Below are 11,627 nucleotides of genomic sequence, written 5' to 3' on the forward strand. Positions count from 1 at the left end.
CCCCCAGTCAAGTGCGCTACCAAACTGCGCCACAGCCCGTTGTTCACCGTGGTGACAACTCGAATAGCTTAGCGCATCCGGCGCCGCGAATGAAACCGAGCTGGCGCGCGGTGGCGACTTGGGTATTCTTGCGAACACAATCGACAGCAACACGAGGTTCGGGAGCAAGGATGGCCGAGGCAAAGTACGCAGAAGAGCGTCGGGCGGAGCTGCTGCGCATCCTCGCATCGGCGGGCCGAATCGACGCGGCCACGGTCGCAGCCGAGTTTGGCGTGACTTCTGAGACAGTGCGCAAGGACCTCATCGCGCTCGAAAACACGGGCCTACTGCGGCGAGTGCACGGCGGCGCAGTGCCGGCCGACTCGCACCTGTACGAGCCGACGCTCGAGGCGCGTATCGAGTTTTCGGCCGAGAAGCAGCGCATCGCACACAAGGCGCTCGAGTACATCCCAAACGGCGGGGCGGCGCTCTTCGACGCAGGCACCACGACGCACCGGCTCGTGCAGCAACTCCCCCACTCGGCGAACTTCACGGCCTACGTCAACGCGCTGCCGCTTGCGACGACACTCCTACGCCAGCCGCAGGTGCGCGTCGAACTCGTCGGCGGCATGATGCGCGCNGTCACCTCGGCCGCGGTCGGCGACCGCACGGTGCGCGCGTTCGGCGGCATCAACGTCGGCGTCGCCTTCCTCGGCACGAACGGCATCCACCCCGAGCGCGGGCTCACGACGCCGAACCCCGACGAGGCCGCGGTCAAGCACGCGATGCTCGCCTGCGCCGAGCAGCGCATCGTGCTCACCGACCACTCGAAATTCGGGCTCGTGCGCGGCGTGCGCCACGCCGAGCTCGCCGACATCGACATCATCATCACCGACCGCGACGTGCCCGCGGAGATGCACCGTGAACTCGACGCTGCTGGCGTGGAACTCGTTATCGCGTAAGCAGCTCGAGGTCGATCTCGGCCAGGCTCGCAACCACCTCGACGCCGAGCGCCTCGAACGCCTCGCGATCCGCAGCATCCGACGGCACCGCGATCACGCGCATCCCCGCGTCCCGCCCCGCGGTCGCCCCGCTCACCGAGTCCTCGACCACGACGCAGCGCGCGGGCTCGACGCCGAGCGCGCTGGCGGCGGTCAGGTACGGCTCGGGATGCGGCTTCGCGCGCGCCACCTCGTCGCCGGCCACGGATGCGGCAAATGCAATCGGCGCTACGGCGAGCACCGGGTCGATGAGCGGGCGATAGCTCGACGACACGAGCGCGCAGGGCACGCCAGCATCCGCCACCAGCCGCAGCAACTCGCGCGAGCCCGGCAGCCAGTCCGGCCCCTCGGCGTGGTGTGCCGCCACGCGCTCGGTGAGCACCTGCGCGATCACCTCGGGGTCGCCACGCACGCCGGCGGCCACCAACTCGCGCGCCGTGTTGATGAGCGGCGTGCCGAAGACCTCGCGCGCCTGCGCCGAAGTCCAGGTCACGCCGGCCTCGCGCGCGAGCTCCTGCTCGCACACCTCCCAGGCGTACTCAGAATCGATCAGCGTGCCGTCCATGTCCCAGCAGATCGCGGCGGGCAGGGTGGGTGCTCCGGTCATGCCAACTCCTCATTCCGTTGCGAATCCAACACAATCCAAAGATATCCCCGCAAGACACTTGCCAAAAGTCCAACAATCTCCAATAATTCCAATTAAACCCAAACAAGCATCGGAGGGGCACGTGAGCGAGAACACCGCGCACCACATCGTCACCGTCACGCCAGCGCCGGCGATTGACTGGACGGTCACCGTCTCGAGCTTCGCGCTCGGCGCCGTGAACCGAGCGACCACCTCAACCCGCGAAGCCAGCGGCAAGGGCGTCAACGTCGCCTGGGCCCTGCACCGCGCGGGCGTTGCCAGCCAGGCCATCGTGCCCGCGGGCGGCAACACCGCTGAATTCATGGCCACCCAGTTCACCGCAGGCGGGCTCGGCCACGAGATCATCCCCATCGCCCGCGAGGTGCGCACGAACATCACGCTCATCTCCCCCGGCGAATCCACCAAGATCAACGAGCCGGGCACGCCGCTCGACGACGCCGAGTGGGCCAGCCTGAGCGCCGCCGTCGAGCTCGCCGCCAAGAACGCGAGCATCATCGCACTCTGCGGCAGCCTGCCCACCGGCGCCGAAGCGGATGTGTACGGCCGGCTCATCGAGTCGGTGCGGGCCCGCGCGCCCCACGTGCGCATCGCGCTCGACACCTCAGGCGAGCCGCTGAACCAGTCGGTCAGCGCCGGCCCCGACCTCATCAAGCCCAACGTCGACGAGCTCGCCGAGCTNCGGGTCGCCCCCTGCGCAGCCTCGGCGAGGTGCGCGCGGCCGCCGACCACGCCCGCGAACTCGGCGCCGGCGCCGTGCTCGCCAGCCTCGGCGGCGACGGCTCGATGCTCGTCACAGCCGATGGCGCCTGGGTCGCCCGAGCCCACGACATCCCCGTCGTCAACACTGTCGGCGCGGGTGACGCGCTGCTCGCCGGCTTCCTTGCCGACGGCAACTTCGACTCCGAGAGCCTGCGCAACGCCGCGCTGTGGGCCTCGAGCGCCGTTGCCTCCCCCACCACGCTCTTCCCCGTGCGTGACGAGTTCGCGAGCCGCATCACCGTGCGCGACTTCGCGACCGAGTCCACGCTCGCTAGCACCGCACTTTCGGAGCCCGCAGCTCCTCCCGCAACAACCCCTGTCAACTAAGGAGACGGAGAGATGACCGACCAGTACATCATCGCCGCAACCGGGTGCCCCACCGGTGTGGCACACACGTTCATGGCCGAAGAAGCGATCATCCAGGCAGCCAAGGCGCGCGGCATCGAGGTGAAGGTAGAAACCCACGGCCAGGCGGGCGTCGAGCACGCCCTCACGGCCGACGACATCCGCCGCGCCACCGCGGTCATCGTCGCCGCCGACAAGGACGTCCAGGCAGAACGATTCGTTGGCAAGCCGCTCGTGAACGTGTCGGTCGCCGCCGGCATCCACAAGGCCGACCAGCTCATCGACCAGGCCCTCGCGAAGGCCGCGGCGGGCGAGAAGGCCGCGGCTGGCGAAGGCGAGTCCGAGTCGGCCCTCGACGCCGATCTCCTCGACGTCAAGTCGATCGATACCACCGGCACCGGCTGGCGCCGCGTCGGTCGCGACATCTACAAGAGCCTCATGAACGGCGTCTCGCACATGCTGCCGTTCGTCGTTGCCGGCGGTGTGCTCATCGCGGTGTCATTCCTCTGGGGCATCTATTCGGCCGACCCCGAGAGCGACCAGTTCAACCAGTTCGCCGCGAACCTCAAGGAGATCGGCGGCATCGCCATGGGCCTCATGGTGCCCGTGCTGTCGGCGTTCATCTCTGATGCGATCGCGAAACGGCCAGGTTTGGTCGTCGGTTTCATCACCGGTCTCATCGCCTCGACCTACGGCACCGGCTTCCTCGGTGGTATCGTCACCGGCTTCCTCTCTGGTTACGGCATGCTGCTGCTCGACGCGGCGCTGAAGTGGACGCCGAAGTCGCTCAACGGTCTCAAGGCGATCTTCCTCTTCCCCGTCATCGGCACCGCCGTCTTCGGCCTCATCACGCTCGTCATCGCGACCCCCATGGCGAGCATCTCGACCAACCTCGAGAGCTGGCTCTCGTCGTTCCAGGACGCGAACCCGCTCCTGCTCGGTCTCATCCTCGGCATCATGTGTGCGTTCGACATGGGTGGCCCCGTGAACAAGGCCGCGTACGTCACCGGTGTCGCCCTGCTCGGCGACGGCAACATCACCTTCATGGCCGCCGTCTCGGCCGCCTGCATCGCCCCGCCGCTCGTCACCGCGATCGCCGCGACCTTCTTCCCGAAGGGCTTCCAGCCTGCCGAACGTCGCGCCGGTTACGTCAACTACATCCTCGGCGCCACGCACATCACCGAGGGCGCGATCCCCTTCGCCGCGCGTAACCCGCTCGTCGTCATCCCGATCCTCATGCTCTCGAGCGCCATCGCCGCGATCCTCTCGCTGCTCTGGGGCGCCGGCTCGCCCGCCCCGCACGGTGGTTTCCTCGTGCTGCCCGTCGTCACGAACCCGCTGCTCTGGGTCGCCGCGATCCTCATCGGTTCGGTGGTTGGTGGCGTGATCTTCGGCCTCTACCGCACCGCGAGCGCCCGCCGCGCCGCCGCCCACGAGGCGGCCGAGCACGCCGCGGCTGTCGAAGCGCCCGCGGCAGTTGAGGCCGAGTCGCCCGTCGCGTCCGCTCCTGCGGCGGCGCCCGGTGCCGGCACCGCCACCGCGACGGCCACCGCCACGCGCATCTTCGCCCCCGAGCACGTTCGCGTCGACGTCGAGGCCTCGGGCCGCGACGGCCTGCTCCAGCAGGTGGCCGCGACGGCGCAGCAGCTCGGTATGACGACCGACCCGGATGCGGTGGCCGCCGGCATGCTCGAACGCGAGGCGCAGAGCACCACGGCGCTTGCCCAGGGCGTGTCGATCCCCCACGTGAAGTCGCCGGCCGTCACCGAGGCCGCGATCCTCATCGTCCGCGGCCAGCAGCCGGTCACCTGGACCGACGGCGAACTCGTCTCGACCGCGCTCGCGATCCTCGTGCCCGCCGCCGAGGCCGGCAGCACCCACCTCGAGCTGCTCGCGAAGGTCGCCCGCGGCCTCATGGACGACGAGTTCCGCGAGACGCTCATCTCGGGCGACGTCGACGCCATCTACCAGCGGGTCGACGCCCAGCTGAACAGCTAAATCAAAATAGCCGCGATGCGCTGGCTGCTTCGGGTTCTTCGAGCTCGAGCAGCCAGCGTTTTCGTTCGAGGCCGCCCGCGTAGCCGGTGAGCGAGCCGTCGGCACCGACGACGCGATGGCAGGGAATGATCACGCCGATCGGGTTGTGGCCGACCGCCTGCCCAACCCGCTGCGCGAAGTGGCGGTTGCCGAGCGCATCCGCCAGCTCACCGTAGCTCGTCGTTTCGCCGTACGGAATCTCCCGCAGCAGCGCCCAGCACCGCTGCGAGAACTCGTCACCGCGCGGCGCGAGCGACACCGTGAACTCGCGCAGCTCACCCGCAAGGTAGCGGGCCAGCTCGTCGCTGACATACGTGAACAGCGCGTCCTCCTCGGCATCGACCTCGACCCCGAATTCGGATTCGTCGGGCAGGTAGCGCTGATCGCTGAAGTAACAGCCGCACAGCGCCTCCCCCTCGGCCACGAGCACGAGGCAGCCGGGTTGGGATTCGATGCGAGTGTGGCGCAGCGTCACGCGATACCCAATCGCAGGCGCTCGCCGGAGTGCAGGCGTGCGAGTTCGTCGACACCGATGCGCTCGAGCGAGTCGGTGAGCGACACCCCGAGGCGCTCGAACTCGTCGAGCTGCTCAAGGTTGCTCGGCACGACGAGCACGTGCGCACCCGCCGTGACGCCCGACGTCGCGCCGCTCACCGAGTCCTCGATGACCAGCGAGTCCTCGATCGGCACGCCGAGCAGCTTCGCCGCGGTGAGGTACGGCTCGGGTTCAGGCTTGTTCGCGTGCACCTCGTCGCCGGCAACCGAGTGCTGAAAGGCCCCCTCAGGCGCGGCCGCGAGCACCGAGTTGATGACACGGCGGAAGCTCGCCGACACGATCGCGGCCGGCACCTTCGCCTCGCCGATCATCGCGAGCAGCGCCTCGACCCCGGGCATCCAGGTGACGCCGTGGCTGTGGTGCCCGACCATCACGTCGAGCAGCTCGGTGAGCGCCTCGTCGGCGGTGAGCGGCAGGCCGAGCGCACGCATCTCGGCGATCGTCACCGCGAGCGGCTTGCCGATCGTCGAGCGGGCGTCGTCCTCCGTCCAGCGCGAGCCGTGGCGGTCGGCCATCGCACGCTCCGAGGCGCTCCAGAGCGGCTCCGAGTCGACAAGAGTGCCGTCGAGGTCGAACAGGATAGCGGCGGGCAGCTGCGAAGTGGTCATACGGGTAATCTTGTCTGGTCATGTTGCAGACCACCTGGCAGGCGCGCGAGGCGGCACACCGCGAGCGCGCCGACGCCCTCACCGCCGACTATCGCGCTGCCCGCGATGCCGGCCGTAAGCACGCCATCGACGATTTCCTGTTCACGTACTACTCGTACAAGCCAGCGGTCCTTCGCCGCTGGCATCCCGGTATCGGCGTCGCGCTCGAGGGCGCCGAGTCGTTCGCCGAGCGTCGCTGGTACCGGCAGGATGCGTCGGGCCGCGTCGAGGTCGATGCCNCGGCGTTCCTCGCGGCGAAGGGCGATCTCGTCGAGCGGATCCGGGCCCTCACCGCCTCGATCGCCGGCCGCGATGGCCAGTTCGGCTGCTTCGGCCTGCACGAGTGGGCGATGGTCTACCGCGATGACGAGCATCGGCACCCGATTCCCCTGCGCCTTGGCCAGCGGGGCACGGATGCCGTGGTCGAGTCGCACCGCATCACCTGCAGCCACTACGACGCCTACCGCTTCTTCACGCCCGACGCGAGGCCCCGCAACCTGCTCGCGCCGACGCGCGAGCGGCAGTGTGCGCTCGACCAGCCGGGCTGCCTGCACGCCAATATGGACGTCTACAAGTGGTGCGTCAAGCTCGGCCCGATCGTGCCCGGCGAGCTGCTGCTCGACGCGTTCGCCCTCACGAAGGAGATCCGCTGGCTCGACATGGCGGCGTCGCCCTACGACGTGCGCGACTACGGCGTCGAGCCGGTCGAGATCGAGACCTCGGCGGGCAAGGCCGAGTACGTCCGCCAGCAGCGCGCGTTTGCGGCCCGCTCGCAGCAACTGCGAGCGCGGGTGCTCGAGGTTATCGACGCCGCCACATCGTCGTCAGCGGGCGAAATCCCTGCCGCAACCAAAACGGCGCCGACTCAGGGTTGAGCGCGCCGAAGTCGACGGCGAGCAGCTCGGCGCCGGCCGCGCGGGCGCGCGCGTCCAGTTCGCCGACGAGCGCCGCGCCGACGCCGCCCGCGCGCAGGCGTCTCGTGACGGCGGTGAACTGCACGTAGAGCTCCCGCTCGCGGCTCGTTCGCGGCGCGACGGTGCCCGGGGCGGCGAAGTTTGCGACGCCGGCGACGAGGCCGAAATACTCGGCGATGACCGCGAGCACCGGCACGTCGACGACCCTGCCCGCGTAGTCGAGCAGGTGCTCGCGCAACTGCGGATGCGCCCATGCGCCGGTCGCGGCGTCGGCGTCGGCCGCGTGGAGCTCCTCGAGCAATCCGGCGACGCCCGCCCGATCCTCGGCGGTCACCTGGCGGAGCTTGCGGCCCGGCTTCGACGCCCACGCCGACGGGCGCGGCTCGCCCTCAACGCGACGCACCGCGAACGTGCTCACGGGTGTGAAGCCGCGGGCCGCGAGCACCGCCGGGGCGCCCCGCAACGCGACGGGCAGCTCGAGCTGCAGCGGCACGCCGGTCGGCGCACCCGTCGCCCACGCATCAAGCAGCGCCGCGAGGTCGCCGCCCGCCGGCGCCTCGGGGTCCTCCCCCGAGGTGTCGGCGCCGCGCACCACAAGCTCATCGACGACGGGCGGGTTAAAGATCGACCAGGATGCGCCCGGATCGGGCCGCACCTCGCTCGCGACGCCGACCAGGCTGCCGGCCGCGTGCATCCGCTCGCCCTCGGGCCGAGTGTATGGCGCGAGTTCGGCGAAGGCGTGGATGCGCCAGTCGTTCATGGCGGCGGTGGCGGCGTCGAGATTGGTCACTCGCTCGACGCTACACGCCGCCGAGTCACCCCGTTTGGTAGATGACCTCGCGGTACCGCGGACGGTACCCCATGCGCTCGTTGACCTCGATCATCCAGGGGTTGACGTGCGAGTTCCACGTCGCGATGCGGCGCACCGCCGGAAACTGTTCGGCGATGGCGCGGTGCGTCGCGAGCTTGAGCGCCAGGCCGAGGCGGTGGCCCCGGTGCGCCTCGAACACGAGCGTGTTGCGTTGAAACGCAAGGTCGGCGCCCGGCTCGGTGCGCACCTCGACCTCGGAGTGGGCGGCGAGGCTGCCGTCGGGCGCCTGCGACACCGCGATGATGCTGAAGTAGCCTGAGGCGGTGCTGCGGGCCTCGCCCTCGCGGATGCGTTCGGGCGTGTAGTCGGCGATCTCGCCCACGACGTCCTCGTCGGGCTCGTCGAGCTCGAGCTGCGTGAGCAGCTTGCCGTACTGCTCGAGGTACTCGTCGGGCACGCGGTTTGACCAGATCAGCGTCGAGTAGCCGGCGCTGCGCGCATCCGCCTCTGCCTGCAGCTCGGCATAGCCGAGATCAAGGTTCTCTTGCAGCGGGAAGTCAACGCTCGCCTCGCCGACGACCCGGTCGCCCTCCCAGGCGGCCCAGAACAGGTGGCGGTTGAACTCGCTGTCGGCAATCTCGGCGCGCAGCTGCGCCGCGGTCTGCACGACGCTGCCGCCAAACTGGGCGAGGTCGTAGGCGCCGCGAAACGCCGCGACCGCCTCGAGCCCGCGCTCGTCGTCAAGCTGAATTCGAGCAATGGTCAACGGTGACACTCGCCCAAGGATACTCGGGCGAGTGTCACCGTTCACAGCGGTACTTCGAGGGGTCTATACCTCGAGCACGTCGCGGCGCACCGGCACGACGGCCGGATGCACGTTGCCGAGCGCCTCGATAACTCGCACAACCTGCTTCGAATAGCCGAACTCGTTGTCATACCAGACGTAGAGCACGAGGTTCTTGCCGTTCGCGATGGTCGCGAGACCGTCGACGATGCCGGCGCGGTCGTGGCCGACGAAGTCGGTCGACACGACGTCCTTCGACTCGATGTAGTCGATCTGCTGGCGCAGCTCGGAGTGCAGCGATACCTGGCGCAGGTAGTCATTGACCTGCTCCTTCGTCACCTCGGTCTCGAGCTCGAGGTTGAGCACGGCCATCGAGACGTCGGGGGTGGGGACGCGGATCGCGTTACCGGTGAGCTTGCCCGCGAACTCGGGCAGGGCCTTCGCGACGGCCTTCGCCGCACCGGTCTCGGTGAGCACCATGTTCAGCGTCGCGGCGCGGCCGCGGCGCGAACCCTTGTGGTAGTTGTCGATGAGGTTCTGGTCGTTCGTGAACGAGTGCACCGTCTCGACGTGGCCGTGGTTGACGCCAAACTTCTTGTCGAGCGCGTGCAGCACCGGGGTGATGCCGTTCGTGGTGCACGAGGCGGCCGAGAGTATCTGCTCGTCGTCGCGGATGTCCTTGTCGTTGATACCGAACACGACGTTGCGGATGTCGCCCTTACCCGGCGCGGTGAGCAGCACGCGGGCCACCCCCTTCGCCTGGAGGTGCTGGCCGAGGCCCTCCTCGTCGCGCCAACGACCGGTGTTGTCGACGACAATCGCGTCGTTGATACCGAACTGGGTGTAGTCAACGGCGGTCGGGTCGTTCGAGTAGATGACCTGGATCAGCGTGCCGTTGGCGAGGATCGTGTTGTTGTCGCGATCGACCCTAATCGTGCCCTTGAACGGGCCGTGCACCGAGTCGCGGCGAAGCAGCGAGGCGCGCTTCTCGAGGTCATCGTCGCCGTTCTTGCGCACCACGACGGCGCGCAGGCGCAGGCCGGGGCCGGTGGTCGCCTGGTCGATGAGGATGCGCGCGAGGATGCGGCCGATGCGGCCGAAACCGTAGAGCACGACGTCGGTGCCGCCGTCGCCCTCAACCACGGGGCGAACATCCGTCAGCTGGTCAGCGAGGAACGCATCCACATCACCCGAGGATGCCTGCTTAAACGCGACGCCAAGCGCGCCGAGATCGACCGAGGCAATGTTCAGGCTCATGCGGCTGAGGCCCTCGAGCAGCTGGCGGGTGACGTCAAGACTGAGTGCTTCGCCGCCCGCGTGACGACGACCGAAACGGTGCGCCTTGATGACGTCGATCGACGACATGTTGATCAGGCGGCGACCGTGGATCGAGGTGACGATATTCCGCTCGCGGTACAGCTTAGAAATCAGCGGAATCACCTGCTCCGCGGCGTCCAGTTGTTCAAACCACTGACGCTGCTCAGCCTGATGCACTTCGGTCATAGTGGGACGTCCTCCGTTGGGTCCGGTTTTCGGCGCTTGTCGGCGCACTGTGGGCTCTTTCAGAGTACCTGACTGCCTCTAGTGCCAGGACGCTACAGGCGACCACCCTTCGACCGACATAAATGGCCAGATTTACACGACACCAATTGCTTTCAAGATGTTCACGATTCCAAGGAAGCAAACGAACCCAACGGCGACAAATGCCAGAACGTTGAGCCAGGCCTTGTTCACCAAATCACCCATAATGCTCTTTCGGTTTACGAAGATGAGCACGAACACTGCAGTAATCGGCAGGAGCATTCCATTAATGGATTGCGCCGCGATAATGGTCGCAATTGGTGACGAATTCATGACTACAAAGATAATCACTGGCAGCCAGGCCACGAGTGAAAGGATGATTCGGAAACCCGGCGCCTTCAAGTCATTCGACATGTTGAAAGTTTCCGTTGTTACATACGCTGCAGATAGTGCAGCCATCGGCATGGAAGAGACTGCAGCGGCGAATAAGCCAATGTTGAAGAAGACATACGCGAACGGGCCAAGAATCGGTTCCAGCGCCGTCGACATGTCTGCCGCGTTCTCAATCTTTAGCGTGCCTTCAAGGAACCTTGGGTTCAGCACCGCGGCAGCGGTGACACCGACCGCCATGGTCACGAGACCGCCGATGCACATCGGGATGATGGTGTCGAGGCGTGCTAGACCAGTGAATCCCTTGGGATTCTTGTGCCATCCTCGCTCCAATACCGCAGAGGAGTGCAGATAGAGGTTGTACGGGACGACGGTCGTGCCGATCAAACCGGTGACAAGCAACACCTGCGAGGAAGAGAACTCCGGTATCGTGAGTCCCTTAATCATTTCTCCATAATTAGGGCCCACCGCGATCATGTCGATCAGAAATACTGCACTCATGACAATAACCAAACAAGTGATCAGTTTCTCGAGCACATTAAATTTGCCGATCATGAGCAATCCCCAATACAGGAGTGTCACGATGACCACCCAAACGACGGGCGGAAAATTTCCGGGCATTGACGTGGTAGCCAATGCGACACCATTGACGTTGCCGACGCTGTAGACCACGTTGCCGCCGAAAATCGCGAGGACGGCAATGATGCCGCCCCAGAGCCCAAGCTTGCTGCGAATCAGGGTGGCGAGCGTGTTGCCAGAGGCAAGCGTAAGCCGGGCCACCATCTCTTGCAGGATAATTACGAGGATGATGGCGAACGTGACGGAGGCCCACAGGAGTTGATAGCCGTTCTCGGTGCCAGCAACAATGCTGGTGGTGATCGTGCCAGTACCGACGAACGCGCCCGCAACCATCATCCCGGGGCCGATGGCCCTCAGCTTGCCCCAGAACGTCTTTGGCGGCTGCGGCACTCCTTCATTGACGTGCGTTTCACTGCTCATTGGTCTCCCCCTTCCAAGACAGCAATCGGGCGAATTGGTGAGCCAGTCGCGCCGCGGAGTTGCAGCGGGGCAGCGAAGAAGGTAAATCTCCCGACGCCGGCATCACCGAGTCGCTCGAGGTTTACGTTCTCGAAGATGTGGATGCCCGATCGAACCAGTAGTATGACGTGCCCTGGCAGGTCGCAATTAACTTTCGGGTCGACGTACCCTTGCAAATCCGGCTCTTCGGACATTCGGT

10 protein-coding genes and 2 pseudogenes are annotated in these 11,627 nt (G+C 66.9%); 4 read left to right on the plus strand and 8 right to left on the minus strand.

Annotated features, from left to right (window positions below; translation table 11 throughout):
- Positions 1–170 precede the first annotated feature (170 nt).
- Entirely contained in the window at positions 171–941 is a 771-nt protein-coding gene (locus ID132_RS07080) for a DeoR/GlpR family DNA-binding transcription regulator (RefSeq protein ID WP_125107297.1), read from the plus strand.
- On the opposite strand, the gene ID132_RS07085 is transcribed toward ID132_RS07080, so the two are convergent.
- Positions 931–1,587, minus strand: a complete 657-nt coding sequence (locus ID132_RS07085) for an HAD family hydrolase (protein WP_193128230.1) — start codon at positions 1,585–1,587, stop codon at positions 931–933. The two genes, ID132_RS07080 and ID132_RS07085, sit on opposite strands and share 11 nt — an antisense overlap.
- Between ID132_RS07085 and ID132_RS07090 the strand changes: the two are divergent.
- A pseudogene (locus ID132_RS07090) lies at positions 1,586–2,712 on the plus strand (1-phosphofructokinase family hexose kinase). The gene ID132_RS07085 and the pseudogene ID132_RS07090 overlap by 2 nt on opposite strands.
- Positions 2,713–2,724: 12 nt before the next feature.
- Positions 2,725–4,728 (plus strand): fructose-specific PTS transporter subunit EIIC, encoded by a 2,004-nt coding sequence (locus tag ID132_RS07095; RefSeq protein WP_193128232.1) that lies wholly within the window; start codon positions 2,725–2,727, stop codon positions 4,726–4,728.
- Between the two features lies 1 nt (position 4,729).
- Here the strand turns inward: ID132_RS07095 and ID132_RS07100 are convergent, their stop codons facing one another.
- Together ID132_RS07100 and ID132_RS07105 are read right to left on the minus strand one after the other, a co-directional pair.
- Positions 4,730–5,242 carry a methylated-DNA--[protein]-cysteine S-methyltransferase gene (locus tag ID132_RS07100; RefSeq protein ID WP_193128233.1) on the minus strand — a complete coding sequence of 171 codons (513 nt, stop codon included), beginning with the start codon at positions 5,240–5,242 and terminating at the stop codon, positions 4,730–4,732.
- On the minus strand, positions 5,239–5,931 hold the full coding sequence (locus ID132_RS07105) for an HAD family hydrolase (protein ID WP_193128234.1): 693 nt from the start codon (positions 5,929–5,931) through the stop codon (positions 5,239–5,241). The genes ID132_RS07100 and ID132_RS07105 overlap by 4 nt, the downstream gene beginning before the upstream one ends.
- Positions 5,932–5,951: 20 nt before the next feature.
- Here ID132_RS07105 and ID132_RS07110 point away from each other — a divergent pair, with 20 nt between their 5' ends.
- Positions 5,952–6,845, plus strand: a complete 894-nt coding sequence (locus ID132_RS07110; protein ID WP_193128235.1) for a 3-methyladenine DNA glycosylase — start codon at positions 5,952–5,954, stop codon at positions 6,843–6,845.
- Here ID132_RS07110 and ID132_RS07115 read toward each other — a convergent pair.
- The 5 genes and pseudogenes from ID132_RS07115 to ID132_RS13130 all read right to left on the minus strand — a co-directional run.
- Positions 6,772–7,674 carry a GNAT family N-acetyltransferase gene (locus tag ID132_RS07115; RefSeq protein WP_193128236.1) on the minus strand — a complete coding sequence of 301 codons (903 nt, stop codon included), beginning with the start codon at positions 7,672–7,674 and terminating at the stop codon, positions 6,772–6,774. The two genes, ID132_RS07110 and ID132_RS07115, sit on opposite strands and share 74 nt — an antisense overlap.
- A 25-nt stretch (positions 7,675–7,699) precedes the next feature.
- Positions 7,700–8,461: a hypothetical protein gene (locus ID132_RS07120; protein WP_211198315.1), complete on the minus strand. Its 762-nt coding sequence runs from the start codon at positions 8,459–8,461 to the stop codon at positions 7,700–7,702.
- Between the two features lie 63 nt (positions 8,462–8,524).
- The gene (locus tag ID132_RS07125; protein WP_125107289.1) at positions 8,525–9,982 is read right to left on the minus strand and encodes a glyceraldehyde-3-phosphate dehydrogenase; all 1,458 of its coding nucleotides are present in this window, start codon (positions 9,980–9,982) and stop codon (positions 8,525–8,527) included.
- A 132-nt stretch (positions 9,983–10,114) separates the two neighbouring features.
- The gene (locus ID132_RS07130) at positions 10,115–11,389 is read right to left on the minus strand and encodes an Nramp family divalent metal transporter (RefSeq protein ID WP_193128238.1); all 1,275 of its coding nucleotides are present in this window, start codon (positions 11,387–11,389) and stop codon (positions 10,115–10,117) included.
- Positions 11,386–11,627 (minus strand): annotated as a pseudogene (locus ID132_RS13130) (hypothetical protein); the annotation flags it as partial. The pseudogene ID132_RS13130 and the gene ID132_RS07130, both read right to left, overlap by 4 nt.

Origin of the sequence: Gulosibacter sediminis, from assembly GCF_014904065.1 — a bacterium.
Lineage (GTDB): Bacteria > Actinomycetota > Actinomycetes > Actinomycetales > Microbacteriaceae > Gulosibacter > Gulosibacter sediminis.